General features: G+C 70.8%; 14 protein-coding genes and 1 pseudogene. 10 read left to right on the top strand and 5 right to left on the bottom strand.

The window, feature by feature from the left end; translation table 11 throughout:
- The first annotated feature begins 89 nt into the window (after positions 1-89).
- From JEQ17_RS14205 to JEQ17_RS14190, 4 genes are all read left to right on the top strand, one after another.
- Positions 90-743, top strand: coding sequence for a response regulator transcription factor (locus JEQ17_RS14205; RefSeq protein ID WP_200395607.1), 654 nt, complete (start codon positions 90-92; stop codon positions 741-743).
- Positions 740-2,026 carry a sensor histidine kinase gene (locus JEQ17_RS14200; protein ID WP_200395606.1) on the top strand — a complete coding sequence of 429 codons (1,287 nt, stop codon included), beginning with the start codon at positions 740-742 and terminating at the stop codon, positions 2,024-2,026. The genes JEQ17_RS14205 and JEQ17_RS14200 overlap by 4 nt, the downstream gene beginning before the upstream one ends.
- Before the next feature lie 281 nt (positions 2,027-2,307).
- Complete coding sequence (locus JEQ17_RS14195) at positions 2,308-3,471, top strand: polyamine ABC transporter substrate-binding protein (protein WP_200401486.1); 1,164 nt, start codon at positions 2,308-2,310, stop codon at positions 3,469-3,471.
- Positions 3,472-3,947: 476 nt separating this feature from the next.
- On the top strand, positions 3,948-4,571 hold the full coding sequence (locus tag JEQ17_RS14190) for a hypothetical protein (RefSeq protein WP_200395605.1): 624 nt from the start codon (positions 3,948-3,950) through the stop codon (positions 4,569-4,571).
- 171 nt (positions 4,572-4,742) lie between these two features.
- On the opposite strand, the gene JEQ17_RS14185 is transcribed toward JEQ17_RS14190, so the two are convergent.
- Complete coding sequence (locus JEQ17_RS14185; RefSeq protein ID WP_200395604.1) at positions 4,743-5,390, bottom strand: dihydrofolate reductase family protein; 648 nt, start codon at positions 5,388-5,390, stop codon at positions 4,743-4,745.
- 325 nt (positions 5,391-5,715) lie between these two features.
- Between JEQ17_RS14185 and JEQ17_RS14180 the strand changes: the two genes are divergently transcribed.
- The 3 genes from JEQ17_RS14180 to JEQ17_RS14170 all read left to right on the top strand — a co-directional run bounded on the left by JEQ17_RS14180 (position 5,716) and on the right by JEQ17_RS14170 (position 9,085).
- On the top strand, positions 5,716-7,497 hold the full coding sequence (locus JEQ17_RS14180; RefSeq protein ID WP_200395603.1) for a vWA domain-containing protein: 1,782 nt from the start codon (positions 5,716-5,718) through the stop codon (positions 7,495-7,497).
- A 92-nt stretch (positions 7,498-7,589) separates the two neighbouring features.
- Positions 7,590-8,462 carry a hypothetical protein gene (locus tag JEQ17_RS14175; RefSeq protein WP_200395602.1) on the top strand — a complete coding sequence of 291 codons (873 nt, stop codon included), beginning with the start codon at positions 7,590-7,592 and terminating at the stop codon, positions 8,460-8,462.
- The gene (locus JEQ17_RS14170; RefSeq protein WP_200395601.1) at positions 8,459-9,085 is read left to right on the top strand and encodes a hypothetical protein; all 627 of its coding nucleotides are present in this window, start codon (positions 8,459-8,461) and stop codon (positions 9,083-9,085) included. Before JEQ17_RS14175 ends, JEQ17_RS14170 begins: the two co-directional genes overlap by 4 nt.
- Before the next feature lie 17 nt (positions 9,086-9,102).
- Here JEQ17_RS14170 and JEQ17_RS14165 read toward each other — a convergent pair whose 3' ends face one another.
- Positions 9,103-10,260 (bottom strand): serine hydrolase domain-containing protein, encoded by a 1,158-nt coding sequence (locus JEQ17_RS14165; protein ID WP_200395600.1) that lies wholly within the window; start codon positions 10,258-10,260, stop codon positions 9,103-9,105.
- A 275-nt stretch (positions 10,261-10,535) separates the two neighbouring features.
- Between JEQ17_RS14165 and JEQ17_RS14160 the strand changes: the two genes are divergently transcribed.
- Together JEQ17_RS14160 and JEQ17_RS14155 are read left to right on the top strand one after the other, a co-directional pair.
- Positions 10,536-11,810: an alginate lyase family protein gene (locus JEQ17_RS14160; RefSeq protein ID WP_200395599.1), complete on the top strand. Its 1,275-nt coding sequence runs from the start codon at positions 10,536-10,538 to the stop codon at positions 11,808-11,810.
- A gap of 23 nt (positions 11,811-11,833) precedes the next feature.
- On the top strand, positions 11,834-13,495 hold the full coding sequence (locus JEQ17_RS14155) for an RNA polymerase sigma factor (RefSeq protein ID WP_200395598.1): 1,662 nt from the start codon (positions 11,834-11,836) through the stop codon (positions 13,493-13,495).
- On the opposite strand, the gene JEQ17_RS14150 is transcribed toward JEQ17_RS14155, so the two are convergent.
- Positions 13,434-13,841 carry a winged helix-turn-helix transcriptional regulator gene (locus JEQ17_RS14150; RefSeq protein WP_234048197.1) on the bottom strand — a complete coding sequence of 136 codons (408 nt, stop codon included), beginning with the start codon at positions 13,839-13,841 and terminating at the stop codon, positions 13,434-13,436. The genes JEQ17_RS14155 and JEQ17_RS14150 overlap by 62 nt on opposite strands.
- 70 nt (positions 13,842-13,911) lie before the next feature.
- On the opposite strand from JEQ17_RS14150, the gene JEQ17_RS14145 reads away from it, so the two are divergent.
- Positions 13,912-14,511, top strand: coding sequence for an NADPH-dependent F420 reductase (locus tag JEQ17_RS14145; RefSeq protein ID WP_200395596.1), 600 nt, complete (start codon positions 13,912-13,914; stop codon positions 14,509-14,511).
- A 37-nt stretch (positions 14,512-14,548) separates the two neighbouring features.
- On the opposite strand, the gene JEQ17_RS14140 is transcribed toward JEQ17_RS14145, so the two are convergent.
- Positions 14,549-15,232, bottom strand: a complete 684-nt coding sequence (locus JEQ17_RS14140; RefSeq protein ID WP_200395595.1) for a glycerophosphodiester phosphodiesterase — start codon at positions 15,230-15,232, stop codon at positions 14,549-14,551.
- 17 nt (positions 15,233-15,249) lie between these two features.
- Positions 15,250-16,343, bottom strand: a pseudogene (locus tag JEQ17_RS14135) (adenosine deaminase).
- Between the last annotated feature and the right edge of the window lie 55 nt (positions 16,344-16,398).

The raw sequence follows: 16,398 nt of genomic DNA, 5'->3' as shown, positions 1-16,398 counted from the left end.
GGAACGGGTGCTCTTACCGCACTGTTACCGCCCGGCGGGCACGCTGGCCGCAGGGTTCGCAGCAGCCGGAGACGCAGCCGGAGATGCCGATGCGCGTATTGGTGGTCGAGGACCACGAGGAGCTCGCCGAGACCGTCGCGGCGGGACTGCGCAGAGAGGGTATGGCCGTCGACATCGCGCTGGACGGCCATGCGGCGCTGGAGCGGGCCACGGTCAACGGTTACGACGTCGTCGTACTCGACCGTGATCTGCCCGGGCTGCACGGAGACCGGGTCTGCCGGGCCCTGGCCGAGGGGGGCAGCCGGGCGCGGGTACTGATGCTGACCGCGTCCGGCACGGTCGCCGACCGGGTCGCGGGGCTCGGGATGGGCGCCGACGACTATCTGCCGAAGCCCTTCGCGTTCACCGAACTCGTCGCGCGAATACGGGCCTTGGGGCGCCGGGCCCAGCCCGCGCTGCCGCCGGTCCTGGTCCACGGCGATCTGCGGCTCGACCCCGCGCGACGGGTGGCGTCCCGCGACGGCCGCCAACTCCCGCTCAGCCCGAAGGAGTTCGCCGTCCTGGAGCTGCTGATGGGTGCGGGCGGGGCCGTGGTCTCCGCCGAGGAACTGCTGGAGCGGGCCTGGGACGAGGCGGCCGATCCGTTCACGCAGACCGTGAAGGTGACGGTCAGCCGACTGCGGCGCAAGCTCGGGGAACCGCCGTTGATCGAGACGGTGGCGCAGGCCGGGTACCGGGTATGAGAGTGCGACCCGCGCTCCCCGCGGTACGGCGGATCCGCGTACCGAAGAGCGTGCGCGGGCTGCGGGGCATCCGGGGGCCGCAGAGCATCCGGTGGCGGCTGACGTTGCTCTACAGCGGGCTGTTCGTGGTGGCGGGGGCGGTGCTGCTGGCCCTCACGTACGCCCTCATGTCCGAGCGCGGCGAACAGGTGTCGGTGACCAGGCCCGATGTGCCTCCGGGGGCGTGGGGAGCGGGGGCGCCCGCCGTCCAGGGGTACGTACGTGAGCAGCTGGTCGCCCAGCGCAGCGACCAGCTCCATCAGCTCTTCGTCGAGTCGGCGGTCGCCCTCGGCATCATGGCGCTTGCCTCACTCGTGCTCGGGTGGCTGGTGGCCGGGCGGGTGCTCGCGCCGCTGCGGAGCATGACCGGGGCGGTGCGGCGGATCTCCGCCGACGCTCTGCACCGACGGCTCGCGGTGGCCGGGCCCGCCGACGAACTCAAGGACCTCGCCGACACGTTCGACGATCTGCTCGCTCGGTTGGAGGGCGCCTTCGAGGCCCAGCGGCGGTTCGTGGCCAACGCGTCGCACGAGTTGCGTACGCCGCTCACCCTTCAGCAGGCCGTCATCGATGTGGCGCTCGCCGATCCCGGGGCGGATGCCGAGACCTTGCGGGCCGCCTGTCTTCGGGTGCGGGCGGCCGGGCAGGAGCAGGAGCGGTTGATCGAGGCTTTGTTGACGTTGGCGCGCAGTCAACGGGGGGTGCCGGAGCGGGAGTTCGTGGACCTGTCCGTGGTGGCCGCCGAGCTGTTGCCCGATGCCGGGCTTGGGCCCCGGGTGTCCGCCGAGCTCTCGCCTGCGGCCCTTGTCGGGGACCCGCAGTTGATCGGGCGGCTGGTGAGCAACCTCGTCGAGAACGCGGTACGCCACAACGTGTCGCCGGGGGAGGAGGGTTGGGTCTCCGTCTGGACCGGGGTCGTCGATGGGTGGGCCTCCTTGCGGGTCGCGAACAGTGGGCCTGTGGTGCCGGGGGATCAGGTGGGCGCCCTGTTCGAACCGTTTCGGAGGTTGGGGGAGGAGCGGGTGCGGACCCGGTCCCGGTCTGGGTCTGGGTCTCGGTCTCGGGAGGGTTCCGGACTGGGGTTGTCGATCGTGGCGGCGATCGCTGCGGCGCACGGGGGTGCGGTGGAGGCGCGGGCCCGGGGGGAGGGCGGGCTGTGGGTCGAGGTGGTGTTTCCGCCCCCGCCGCCCCTTCCCGTCCCGACCCCGGGGGCTGCCGCCCCCGGACCCCCGCTGTCGGCCTGAACGGCCTCGTCCTCAAACGCCGGACGGGCTGAAATTGTCGGCCCGGGCCGCAAAGAATCTAGCCCCTCCGGCGTTTGACGAGCGGGGGTTCGGGGGCGGAGCCCCTGAGTAAGGGACGATGGAGGTCCCCCCGATCGAGCGAAGCCGAGAGTGGGGGAGGGAAGGGGCGGCGGGGGCGACACTCTGTCGTCCCCGGAGCGGACGGCTCGACGCAGCGTCCATTGCCCGCCCGGCAGGGCGAACGGCATGCTGCCCACGTGCCGACGAACCCGAAAACGCGAATCTCCCGACGCGGCCTGCTGCGCACCCTCGGCACGGGCGCAGCCACCACCCTGGCCGCCGCCTGCGGCGTACCGGCGGCGTACGTCGCACCCTCGGACCGGTCCAGAAGCGACCTGTCGGCCACCGACAAGCGCCTGACCTGGGCCAACTGGCCCCTCTACATCGACACGGACGACGAGGACGAGTCGCGGCGCCCCACCCTGGACGCCTTCGAGAAGCGCACCGGGATCGAGGTCACGTACACCGAGGAGATCAACGACAACGACGAGTTCTTCGGGAAGGTCAGCCCCTCCCTGATGAACCATCAGGAGACCGGCCGGGACCTGATGGTGATCAGCGACTGGATGTGCGCGAGGTTCGTACGCCTGGGCTGGGTCCAGGAGATGGACAGGTCCAGGCAGCCCAACGTGACGAGGTACCTGGACCCCCAACTGCGTTCACCGGCCTTCGACCCGGGCCGGGGATACACCGTGCCGTGGCAGTCGGGGATCACCGGCATCGCGTACAACCGCCGCACGGTCGGTCGCGAGATCCGGCACGTCTCCGACCTGTGGGCGGACGACCTCAAGGGCCGCGTCACGCTCCTCTCCGGTCTCGACGAGGCGTTCGCGCTGCTCATGCAGGGCAACGGCGTCGACATCACCAAGTGGACCGCGGACGACTTCCACACGGTGTGCGAGCAGGTCGAGAAGCTCGTCCGCACGGACCACATCCGCCGTTTCACCGGCAACGACTACATCAAGGACCTGTCGAGCGGTGACGTGCTGGCCTGCCAGGCATACAGCGGTGACGTGATCCAGCTCCAGGCCGACGACCCCGACATCGAGTTCGTCGTCCCGGAGGAGGGCGCCGAGCTCTGGTCCGAGTCCCTGATGATCCCGAACCTCGCCCGGCACAAGGCGAACGCGGAGACGCTCGTCGACTACTACTACGAGCCGTCCGTCGCCGCCGAGCTCGCCGCGTGGGTCAACTACGTCTGCCCCGTCCCGGCCGCGCAGGACATCCTCGCCTCCGCCAAGGACGAGGAGACCGCCGCCCTCGCCGAGGACCCGCTCATCTTCCCCGACACCGCCATGCGTAAGCGGCTCGCGATCGCCCGGGACATCACGGCGAAGGAACGCACGGAGTTCGCGAAGCGGTGGAACGCGATTGCGGGGCTGTAGACGGACGCGCGATCGTCATGTGACGAGGATTTTTGGTTGGCAAAGAAGAGGGATGGTTGGCACCAAGATCCGCCCTTTGCCCGTGGGCGAGGTAGAGCGGCTCCTTGTAGAACCGGATGCGGACGTCGACCCGGTCGGGCTCGCCGATCACGTCGAGCCCGGCGAGGTCGTACGTCAGCGGGTCTCGGCGGTAGGTGTGGCGGAGGGCGTCACCGAAGTGTCGTCGTCCTGTGCCGACGCAGGTCCCGCGTCCTCGTGCGACCCCACCCGGCCTGGGACGGTATCCCAGGCACCCCATGTATCTGCAGGTCAGAGGGGCTGGGATGGTTCCACCGTGTCCGATCGGCCGTGAGTTGTTGCGCTCGGCCGCTGTGACGGCTGATGCTCTTGGTGTCGCACCGACCAGGTCCGGGCCGACCAGCCGGCCTCTCCGCGGCATCCATGTCCACGTAACTCATTCAAACGGGGGAACACCCATGTCCATGCGCATCCGAACGAGCGCTCTCACCGCACTCGCCGTCGCCGCCCTCGCGGCGGGCACGGTCCTCACGGCACCGGCCGCAGGCGCCGCGCCGAAGGCCGCCGTGCCCAAGTTCCTGTCGGCGTCCCAGCTGCCGCCGCACCCGACGTCGTCCTGGACCGCCGGGCCGGTCACCGAGGGCTTCCCGGAGGCACTCGGCCTCTGCGTGAGCACCGAGGGCGTGCTCGACTACGACTACCGGCACCGGGAGTTCCGGACCGACCTGGACACCAACGCCGTCCAGTTGACCGTCGTGACGGGCACGGCCGGCCAGGCCAAGGCCCTGGCGAAGCACTACGACGACCTGATCCGCACCTGCGCCGACCGCCTTGAGGAGGCCTCGCCCGACGTCGACGCCGAGGGCCGGGACTACGGCACGCTGCCGGTCGAGGAGGGCGCCCACGTCCGCGGTCTGAACACCGAGACGTCGGGGGGCGCCAACGACGTCGCCCTGCTGTCGGTCGGACGGGACGGCAGGACCGTCACCGTCGTTCAGTGGGGACAGCTGGGCGACTTCAACGACGTGCCCGTGGCCGCCTTCAAGAAGACCACGACCACGGCCGTCAACAAGCTGTACTGACCGGGCGGCCACCGGAATAGGCCAGGGCCGTCCTCCCGCCACGGGGGTCGGAAGGACGGCCCCAAACCGGCCATGCCCGACACGGCCGCTGAACCCGCTCACTGTCACCACCTACCACCGTGACACCGCTCCGCAGGACTCCGGGCCTTGTGGAACAGGCACTCACGGTGTTCAGAGGCCCGCGCGCGTGAACGTCACATGTGTCACTCCGCTGGGCGAGGATGTGGCCTCGACCTCGTAGTCCTTCTCGGGGCCCTCCAGTCCGTCCCAGAGGCGTACGCCCCGGCCCAGGAGGATCGGGGCCACCACGACGTGCAGGCGGTCGATGAGTCCGGCGGCAAAGAAGTCGCGGACCACGGTGGGGCCACCGCCGATGCGTACGTCCTGGCCGTCCGCGGCCTCGCGGGCCGTCGCGAGTGCCTCGGCGGGCGATGTGTCGAGGAAGTGGAACGTCGTGCCGCCCTCCATCTCGATCGACGGGCGCGGGTGATGGGTGAGGACGAAGGTCGGTGTGTGGAACGGCGGGTTGGGCCCCCACCACCCCTTCCAGTCCGGGTCCTCGTGCCATCCGGGGTAGCCGAACTTCCCGGCGCCCATGATCTCGGCGCCGATCCCGGGCTCGAACTGCCGGGCGAAGGCGTCGTCGAGGCCGGCGGTGCCGCCGGAACGGCCGGTCATCTCGTGCCAGAACCGGGTGGTGAACATCCACTGGTGCAGCCTTTCGCCGGCGTGGCCGAAGGGCGCGTCACGGCTCAGGCCCTCACCGGTGCCGAAGCCGTCGAGTGAGATGGTGAAGTTGTGGACGCGGGCTAGTGACATGGCTGGCGACACCTTTCCCTTGTTCCTTTGTTCTTTTGTTTCTTCTGCTGGTCGAGCTTCGTCTCGATCAGTTCGGATCTGCGGCGATCGATGCTGGTCGCCATGATGGCGGACGACCACCGCCAAACCCTCCCAGGTCGCATAGATCAACTCAATCAGTGTCGAACCCGACTCGCTCCAACAGTGCTGCGCCAGGCCCGCGAAAACCCCAACTTCCTTTGTCGGCAAGGCCATTGACAACCGAACGCGCTGTGTAGACCGTGTGATGACACGCGTCTCATTGTGTGTGAGTCCGCCTCGGGTGAGGCATGGACACGGGGGTGTCATGGGGAACGCACGCAGGCTGCCCATGCTGGTGGCGGTCGTGGTGGGGCTGGTGCTGCTCGTCGCCGTCGGCGTGGTGGTGAACGCGGCCGTCGGCGGTTCGGACGACGACTGCGACGTACGGCTTGAGGTGAACTCCTCGACGGAGAAGGGCGATCTGCTCGCCGACCTGGCCGAGGACTACAACGACTCCGGGCGTGAGCTCGCGGGCGGGAAGTGCGCCCGAGTGGCGGTGTCGGAGACGAGTTCCGGCGTCGCCAAGGACGCACTGGCCCAGGGATGGGACGAGCGGCGCGACGGCGCGCCCGAACCACAGGTGTGGACGCCGTCCTCCTCGCTGTGGCTGACGCTGCTCCAGCGCGACGCGACCGCCGCCGACCGCAAGCTGCTCACCGACGAGAAGCCCCGGTCGCTCGCCACCAGCCCGCTTGCGATCGGCATGCCCCGGCCCCTGGCGGAGGCACTCGGCTGGCCGGAGAAGAAGATCGGCTGGCGGGACGTGCTGTCGCTGACGGAGAAGGGCTGGGCCTCGAAGGGCCGGCCCGAGTGGGGCCGCTTCAGCCTGGGCAAGGACAACCCGCACACCTCCACCTCCGGTCTGGGCGCGACCGTGGCCACCTTCTACGCCGCCACCGGCCGATCCAGCGACCTCACCGTGAAGGAGGTCGAGGACCCCAAGACCCGGCGGTTCGTGGCCGGGGTCGAGGCGGGTGTCCTGCACTACGCCTCCGACGCGACCGCGTACATGGCCAACCTCGCCGAGGCGGACGCCGACGGTCAGGCCCTGTCGTACGCCAGCGCCATCGCCGTACAGGAACAGCTGATCCATCTCTACAACCAGGGCAGCCCCACGGGCGAGACCGAGCGGATCGGCAAGGGGAAGAAGCCGCAGGTGCCCCTCGTGGCCGTGCACCCGGCCGACGGCACGCTCATGTTCGACCACCCCTTCGCTGTGCTGCCCTCGGCGTCCAAGGACCAGCGGGCCGCGGCCGCCGACTTCCGCGCCTTCCTGCTGGAGGACGCCCAGCAGCGCCGCTTCCAGCAGACCGGATTCCGCGACCACGAGGGCAACGCGGGCAGCGAACTCGCCCGCTCGGTCAGCCTGTCCGAGCAGAGCCAGGGGAACCTGTCACTGATCGACCCGCCCGCGGCCGACGTGCTGGCGGCGGTCCTGGACAGCTGGGACGAGCTGCGCAAGAAGGCCCGGGTGCTGCTCGTCATGGACGTCTCCGGGTCGATGAACCAGGCCGCGGGCGGCGGACAGACCCGGATGGAGGCCGCCAAGAAGGCCGCCGCCGGCACGCTCGACCTCTACCACCCCGACGACGAGGTCGGCCTGTGGGCGTTCTCCACCGAGACCGACGACCATCCCCAGCCGTACCGGGAGATCGTGCCGCCGCGTCCCGTCCGCGAGAACGAACAGCGGCTCACCGAGGCCATCAACGGGCTCAACGCCGAAGGCGGCACCGCTCTCTACACCACCGTGCGCGCCGCCCAGAAGGAGATGCTGGCCGATCTGGACACCGACCGCATCAACGCCGTCGTCGTCCTGACCGACGGCCGGAACGAGTACCCGGCCGACAACGACCTCGACTCGCTGCTGCGCGACCTCGACGCCAGTCAACTGGAGCGTTCCGTACGGGTCTTCACCGTCGCCTTCAGCGGCCAGGCCGACTTCGGCACGCTCACGAAGATCGCCACCGCCACCAAGGCCACCTCCTACGACGCTCGCGACCCGGCGGTCATCGACAAGGTGATGGTCTCCGTCATCAGCAACTTCTGACCCGGCACGGCACGTGAACACGGGCTCAGCCCCATGGGCGGTACCGACAGACCACGTCCCATGGGCAGTACGGACAGAACAGAGAGGACACGATGGGCAGCCGTCTCCTTCCCGCCGCCGCGGTCGCGCTGTTCGCCGTCGCGGGCAGCGTCACGGCTCTCCTCGCGGGTGCCCCGGCCGGCGCCGCCCTGCCGGTCGGCGCGGGCGTCGGCGGCCTCGTATGGGGGACGCACGCCCTCACCGGCCGTCTCACCCGCCCTGCGGCGTCGCCGTCCACGAGTTCCGCGACCCGCCGGACGGACGCCCCGGACGCGGATCGGCCGACGGACACGACGTCCGACCCGCTGTCCGACCCGCCCGCCGACGCCGCCCGATGGCTGACCCGTGCGTCGGCGGCAGCCGACCGGCTGCAGAACCAGTGCCGGCAGAGCCCCAACGCCTCGCTCTGGCCGACGCTGGCGACGGCGGCGACATCCGTACGGGCCGCGGCCGACCGGCTGACGGCGGCGGCCGAGGCGGTCCGCGTCATCGACACCAGTGGTACCGGCGGTACCAGCGGCACCGGCGGCACCAGCGTTACCGGCGGCACACCCGCCGACCACGAGGTCCTGCGGCGCGACCAGGAGCGCCTGGAGGCCGAGGCGCGGGCCCTCCCCGACGGCCCGCTGCGGCGGGCCAAGGAGGACGCCGCGCGCGCCACGGGCGAACGCGCCGCCACCCTGAAACGCCTGGCCGAACTGCGCCAGCTCCTGATCACCACCATGGAGGCCACCGCCCTGCGCCTGGAAGCCGCGGCGGAGCGCGGAGCCATGCTGCTGTCCCTCCAGGCCGCGACGGACGCCTCCGCCGCTCCTCCGGACCTCACCGCCCTCGACCACGAACTCGACGCCGTGCAGACCGGACTCGACACGCTCGACGAGATCACCCGTTCCCTGCACGGGACGGCCGAGGACCGGCCGGAGTGAGACGGCCGCGCCTGCGCGGACGGGGCCGCCTCGCCTTCACGATGACGTGGTCCCTGGTCGTCGTACCGATCCTCGCCGTCCTGGCGTCCCGCAGCCACGGAACGTCATGGGTGGCCGTCGTCGTCCTCCTCGCGATCATCTCGGGCGCCATGGGCCTGGCGATCGGCCACTCCTGGCCCCGCACGTACATGGCGGACCCCGCACCGCGGGAGCTCCTGACCGCGGCGCCCGGGCTCACGGCAGCCGCTCTGCTCCTCGCGGCACCGGGGCTCGCTCCCTGGGCCCTCCACGATCTGGCCGGGGAGCCGACGCGGGTCCGCGTCATCGAGGTCGAGCCGGTCAGCGACAGCCAGGGCGAGGACAGCGGGCTCACCCACTACCGCATCGCGGACGCGGCGACCGAGCGTGACCTCGGCCGGTTGCGGTTCGGCCCACGGACACGTGTACCCGCCGGCGCCGTCATCTCCGTCTCCGTCATCCCGGGCGGCTGGTCGCCGCCCGTCGCCACCGAACGCCTGAAGGACGCCGACGCCCTCGTCACCACTTTCGATGTCCTCGCCACCGTCCACGTCCTTGCCTGCGCCGCCACGGCAGCGGCCTGGCCGCGCGAGGCCCGGAGCTGAGCGCCCCGGCCGGCTCCTCAGGTTCCGGTTCCGAACGCCGCCCACAGGATCCGCTCCGCCACCGGATTCATCTCCTCGCTCTTCGCGTCGGTCGCGTTCACCGAGTACACGAGGGTGCGGGACAGATTGCGGGTGGCGGCGATCACCGTGCTGTAGCCGGGCCTGGCACCGGACTTGGCCCACAGGACGGTGTTCTCGTCGACCTTGTATTGCTGGAGCCCGGCGCTCATCGTCGCGTTCGGTACGTCGGGGAGCGTGAACATCTCCTTGTCCAGCAGGGGTTGGGGGACCAGCCGGCCGCGGAACAGTGCGAAGAGCAGGCGTTCCAGGTCCTCGGTCGTGGAGATCATGTCGCCCGCGGCCCACCGGTCCGACATGTTCCACTCGGTGGCGTCCACCAGCCTGCCGTCCGCCAGGATCTGGTAGCCGCGGTTGTGCGGGCCGTGGATACGCGGGTCGGGCCCGCCGGGGAAGGACGTGTGACGCATTCCGGCCGGCCGCAGGACCCGTACGGCCGCCTGGTGTTCGTACGTGTCGCCGGTGACCTTCTCGATGAGCAGGCCGAGCACCGTGTAGTCGATGTTGCTGTACTGCTGCCGCTCGCCCGGGCAGAAGGCGGGGCCGGCGGCGACGGACGAGGCCACGACCGCCTCGGGGGTCAGCGTCTCGAACCGCCGCTCGTACCCCTCACCGTTCACGTCGCCCAGCGTCGCTCCCGGCCTCAGCCCACTCGTGAAGGTCAGCAACTGCCGTACGGTGATGGGCTTGAACGCCTTGGAGAGGAGGCCGGGGAGGTAGGTCTGGACGTGTTCGTCCAGGTCGATCCTGCCTTCGGCGGCGAGCTGCAGCACGACGGCCGAAGTGACCACCTTGGTGGTCGAACCGGCCCTGAAGCGCCCGTGCTCCAGAGCTTTGCGGCCACTCGCCAGGTCGTGCACCCCTGCGCTGCCGCGCCACTTGCCGGCCTTGCCCCCGACCCGTACCAGCGCGGCCGTCGTGTCCTTGTCCGGAATTCCCTTCAGAGCTTCGCGTAAGGCCTTGTCGGTCTTCGGACTCACGGTCTCCTGTACGACCGCCGTGGGGGTGGGGGCGGCGAGCGCGGTCCCGGCCAGGGGCCCCGCGGTGAGTCCCAGGACCACGAGGGCGGCACAGGCGGTACGGATACGGACATGCATCGGCTGACTCCCAGGGGTGATCGGTGACCTTCATCCTCCGGTCGTACGCCGTCGCCGCGGATCCTCTCCGAGGAGGGTGCCGACCCTGGCCGCGACCCCTATCAACTCCCGTGCAGGGCAAGGGTGTTGTCAGGGATTTCCCTTAGGGCGGCGCACGCCTTCACGGGAAAAACTGTTATCGCGGAAGGCCCTCCTCCGTCTCCTGTGCACACGCAGCACACAGCACGCGTGCAACACGCACCACACACGCCCCTCCATCCGCACAGGAGTTATCCGTGGCAGAGCACAACAAGCACCGCATCAGCCGTCGCAGCGCGCTCCGGATCGCCGGTGGTGTCGCCGCCGCGGGAGCCGTCGGGGGCATCGCGGTCTCGTTGGGCGGAGGTGACTCGGCCGACGCGGCGCAGAGCGGTGCCTCCCCGTCGCCCGGCGAGTCCGCCGGGAAGCCGGTCTTCGCGCACCCCGGCATGCTGCACAACGCCGGCGACCTCAACCGGGCCAAGGTGCGCGTCGCCGCCCGCCGGGAGCCCTGGACCGCGGGCTGGCAGCGGCTGACCGCCAACCGGCACTCCGCGAGCACCTGGACCCCCAGGCCGCAGGCCACGGTCGTCCGCGGCGGCACCGGCCAGAATTACGTGACCCTCTACAACGACATCCACGCCGCCTACCAGAACGCCCTGCGCTGGCGGATCGCGGGCACGAAGGAGAACGCCGAGGCGGCCGTCGCGATCCTCAACGCCTGGTCGGCCACGCTCACCACGGTCACCGGCAATGCCGACCGGTTCCTGGCCGCCGGGCTCTACGGCTACCAGTTCGCCAACGCCGCCGAGCTGGTGCGCGACCACGACGGCTTCGACCTGGCCCGCTTCCGGAAGATGATGCTCAAGGTCTTCCACCCCATGAACGAGGACTTCCTCACCCACCACAACGGCGCCGTCATCACCAACTACTGGGCCAACTGGGATCTGTGCAACGTGGCTTCGGTCATGGCGATCGGCATCCTCTGCGACGACAGGGCCCTGTTCGACCGCGCGGTGGAGTACTTCAAGAAGGGCGCGGGCAACGGCTCGATCGGGAACGCCATTCCCTTCGTCCACGAGTCCGACGACCTCGCCCAGTGGCAGGAGGCAGGCCGCGACCAGGGGCACACCGCGATGGGCATGGGCCAGATGGGCGCGATCTGCGAGATGGCCTGGAACCAGGGCGTCGACCTGTACGGCTACGACGACAGCCGGTTCATGAAGGCCGCCGAGTACGTCGCCAAGTACAACCTCGGCGGCGACGTGCCCTTCACCAAATACAGCTGGCGCAGCGGCACGGGGAGGGGCAAGTACAACGAGCAGTCTGTGATCTCCGGCATAGCGCGTGGAGAGACTCGTCCCGTTTGGGAGATCCTGCACTACCACTACGCGCGCCGCCGTCGGCTCTCCGTTCCGAACATCACGGCCATGGCTGAGAAGGTGCGTGCGGAAGGCGGAGGCGGTGACTACGGGCCGAACAGCGGCGGCTTCGACCAGCTCGGCTTCGGGACGCTGCTCTACGCCAAGTGACACCTCTTCGGGAAGGGACGGACGTGAACGGGCGGCAGTGGCGAACGACGATCGCGGCGGCGCAGGCCGGTGACCGGCGCGCGCTCGACGAACTCGTCGAGGGCTGGCTGCCGCTGGTCTACAACATCGTCGGCCGCGCGCTGAACGGTCACGCCGATGTCGACGACGTCGTGCAGGAGACCATGCTGCGGGCCGTCGACAACCTCGGCACACTGCGTGATCCGGACAGCTTCCGCTCCTGGCTGGTCGCCATCGCCATGCGGCAGATACGCGACCGGGCCAGACGCCGGACCTCCGAGTCGCTGGCCGACGACGCGGCCCAGGAGGCCACCGACTTCGCCGAACTCACCGTGCTGCGACTTCAGTTGGAGGGCCAGCGGCGCGAGGTCGCGGAGGCGGTGCGCTGGCTCGACGACGAGGACCGGCAACTGCTGTCGCTGTGGTGGCTGGAGGTCGCGGGCGAACTCACCCGGCGCGAACTGGCCGCGGCCGTCGGCATCAGCCGCCAGCACACCGCCGTACGCGTCCAGCGGATGAAGGCCCGCCTGGAGGCCGCGCGCGGCATCGTGCGGGCACTCGACTCGTCCTGCCCCGGACTGCGCGAGGTGACGGCCCGCTGGGACGGGCGCCCCGACTCGGTGTGGCGCAAGCGGCTGGCCCGGCACATCAGGGGCTGCCGCCGGTGCGCCGCTCCCGGCGAGGCGGTCGTACCGGCCGAACGGCTGCTCGTCGGGCTCGCGCTCGTCCCCATCCCGGTCGGCTTCACGCTCTCGCTCGCCCTCGGAGGCAAGACGGCGGCCGCCGCGACGACCGCCGCCACGGGGGTCGGCTGGTCGGCCAAGGTAGTCGCCGCGCTCACCAAGCCCGCCGTCGCCATGACCGCCGGGGCGACCATCGTCGCGGGCGGCGCGTACGTCGTCACCCAGCCGGACTCCGCGCCGCCCAGGGCCGCCGCGCCACCCACCGCGGCGAGCACCTCGCGCCCGAAGGCGCCGAGCCCCACCGCGAAGCCCAGCCCGTCACCGTCCCCCAGCAGAACCCGCCAGGCCCTGTACGGCACGGTCGTCGACGCCCTCGACAAGGCCCCGGACCCGGGCGCGCGCCCCGGGGACCTGCCGCGCCGCCCCGAAACCGGGATCACCAGCACCGGCGGCCCCAAGGCCGTGATGCAGCACCGCGGGGACAGCGTGACGCTCAGCGGCCGGGGCTATGTGCTGGTGCGCTGGCAGATCTCTCCCAAGTCGCGGCCCGGCGCCCTGGTCATGCCGGCCTGGACCGGCCTCAAGGGGAAGCTGTTCCACGTGGCGTCGGGCGGCGGCCGCCGGATGGACGACACCTTCGCGGAGAACGCCGACGGCTACACCTCCGGCATGGGCGGGCCGCGTGTCGGATACACGGTCCTGCCGGCCGGCACCCAGCAGATGTGGCAGAACGAGTACTTCTATGTCGACGGCACCGTCACCCTCGTCCAGAACGAACGGGGCGCCGACTACGGACTGATCGTGTTCCCGTCGAACCGGGACGCCGTGACCGAGGACATCTTGACCGGCCCAGCCCAGGGCGCCATCCGCTACGGCCTCGTCCGCGACACCGGAGAGGACACGGCACCGGTCCCGCAGTACGTCACGCGCTCGACCCCGGCAGATGCGTCGACGGTTCGTCAGAAGTCTCGGGTGACAGGCTAGTTGCCCGGTCCTGGGCCGCCATCACCTCGTCCCCGTGGTCGAAGGCCCACGCCCCGAACGACTCGATCGGGTCGAGCAACGTCCGCCCCAGCGCGGTGAGTTCGTACTCCACCCGGGGCGGCGACCCGGCGTACGCGTGCCGCGCGACCAGACCGTTGAACTCCAGCCGCCGCAGGGTTTCCGTCAGCACCTTCTGGCTGATCCCGCCGATGTGCTCACGCAGTTCGCCCGGCCGCCGCGGCCCGTGCCGCAGCGCCCAGAGGACCACGGCGTTCCAGGTGTTGGAGAGCAGGTCGAAGGCGAGCCGGGCACGGCAGTCGGCGAGGAAGAACGGTTCGGTGCTCACATACCGAATGGTGCCCGAGCGGCTTCCTACTGTCGTGGGAGACCGACTCACGGACCGGAGGCAGGGGCGTATGCGGATAGGGATTCTCGGCACGGGCGGCATGGCGGACGCGCTGGGCACGCAGTGGCGGCGGGCCGGACACGAGGTGCTCGCGGGCAGCCGATCGGGCGGACTGAGGGAGGCGGCCGAGTTCGGCACGGACGCGGTGCTGCTGGCGCTGCCGTACGCGGCGGTGGTCGACGTGGTCGCCGGTCTTGAGGACGTGCTCCGCGGGCGGGTGCTGATCGACTGCACCAACCCGGTGGGCCCGGGCTTCGCCCTGCTCACGGCGGGCGGGCCCGCGGCGGCCGAACGGATCGCCTCCGCCGCCCCGGCCGCACCCGTCGTCAAGGCCTTCAACCTCTGCCACGTGGACGTCTGGCGGCTGACCCCGCCGGTCTTCGAAGGCCGCCCGCTGGCGGTCCCGCTGTGCGGCGACGACGAGGCCGCGCTGACCGTCGTACGCCGTCTCGTACGCGACCTGGGCTGCGAGCCGTTGAACGCGGGCGGCCTGGACCGGGCCGGGCTGCTGGAGGCGATGGCGGCACTGCTGATCGGGCTGTGGGTGGGGCAGGGGGCGGACGCCCAGGCGATCGCCCCGCCACTGGAGTTCGCGGGGCCCTCGCTCTAGCCCCTTGGGCTCTTCAGGGACCCGGGCTCTTGGACCGTCAGCCCTTGCGCAGGGCGCACAGTGTGTCGATGCGGTTCGTGGTGATCGAGTCGACGCCCGCGTCGAGGAGGCGTCGCATGGAGCGGCGGGTGTCGGGCGTCCACACGGACACCAGGTACCCGTCGCGATGCGTACGGGCGATCACATCACGATTGGCGAGCCCGAAGCGGTAGTTGAGCCACCGCGGCCGCACCGCGTCGAGCAGTGCGGGCCGCGGGGGCGCGAGGGTCGTCCAGGTGAGGGCGATCTCCGCGGCGGGGTCGGCGGCGCGGACCGCGAGCATGGTGTCGGCGCCGGCGCAGTAGTACACACGCTCCTCGGCGCCGAAGTCACGGATGACACCGACGATCCGGCGGACGGCACGCGCGTCCGCCGGACCCGGCAGATCGACCATGAGCCGGCCGTCGTCCGTCGCCTTCAAGGCCTCCTCCAGCGTGGGAACACCACCGGAGGTCAGGCCCCGCACCTCGTCCGAGGAGAGCGACAGCAACGGCCGGTCCTGCTCCCACAGCCGCTTCAGCGTGCTGTCGTGCAGCAGCACGGGCACGCCGTCGCGGGTGAGCCGGACGTCGATCTCCACCGCGTCCGCGCCCCGACCGAGCGCGGAACGCAGGGAGTCGATCGTGTTCTCGCGGACGCGGTAGGGGTCGCCGCGATGGGCCACGGCTGTCACGGTACGCATGGGCCCATTGTGCTGGCTCAGGGAGCGAGCCAGGCAGAGGTGTACGTGTCGATGTCCGCTGCGAGCTTCGCCTTGCCGGTGTCGTCGAGGAAGGAGGCCTCGACGGCGTTCTTGGCGAGTTCGGCGAGACCACGCTCGTCGAGGTCGAGGAGCCGGGCGGCGACCGCGTACTCGTTGTTGAGGTCGGTGCCGAACATCGGCGGGTCGTCGGAGTTGATGGTGACGACGACTCCGGCCCGTACGAACTCCTTCATGGGGTGCTCGTCGAGGGTGCGGACCGCGCGGGTGGCGATGTTGGAGGTGGGGCACACCTCCAACGGGATCCGGTGTTCGGCGAGGTGCGCGAGGAGCTTCGGGTCCCGGGCGGAGCTGGTGCCGTGCCCGATGCGCTCGGCGCGCAGGTCGGTCAGCGCGTCCCAGACGGTCTCGGGGCCCGTCGTCTCGCCCGCGTGCGGCACGGAGTGCAGGCCGGCCGCGATCGCCCGGTCGAAGTACGGCTTGAACTGCGGCCGGGGCACACCGATCTCGGGTCCGCCGAGCCCGAAGGAGACCAGGCCCTCCGGGCGGAGCTTGTCGGTGGTGGCGAGCCGGACCGTCTCCTCTGCGGATTCGAGTCCCGCCTCGCCCGGGATGTCGAAGCACCAGCGCAGCACGGTCCCGAAGTCGGCCTCGGCGGCCGTGCGCGCGTCCTCGATCGCCTCCATGAAGGCGCCCTCGTCGATGCCGCGACGGGTCGACGAGAACGGCGTGATCGTCAGCTCGGCGTAGCGGATCTGCTGGCGGGCCATGTCCCGGGCGACCTCGTACGTCAGCAGACGTACGTCCTCGGGGGTGCGGATGAGGTCGACGACGGACAGGTACACGTCGATGAAGTGGGCGAAGTCCGTGAACGTGAAGTAGTCGGCCAGGGCCTCGGGGTCCGACGGAACCTTGGAGTCGGGGTGGCGGGCGGCCAGTTCCGAGACGATACGCGGGGAGGCTGAGCCGACGTGGTGCACGTGGAGTTCGGCCTTGGGCAGTCCGGCGATGAAGGCGTGCAGGTCGTGGTGGGCGGTCAAGGGTTCCTCCCCGGGAACGGCGTCCGGCCGTGTGTCCGGCGGACGCGGGTGATCGGCTGATCGATGGTTCAGGGATCATCGTAGGACGCGGTCCGTGCGGGCGAGGCC

The organism is Streptomyces liliifuscus (assembly GCF_016598615.1).
GTDB lineage: Bacteria > Actinomycetota > Actinomycetes > Streptomycetales > Streptomycetaceae > Streptomyces > Streptomyces liliifuscus.
The sequence above is the reverse complement of the archived record's forward strand: the minus strand, read 5'-3'. Positions and strand labels throughout refer to the sequence as shown.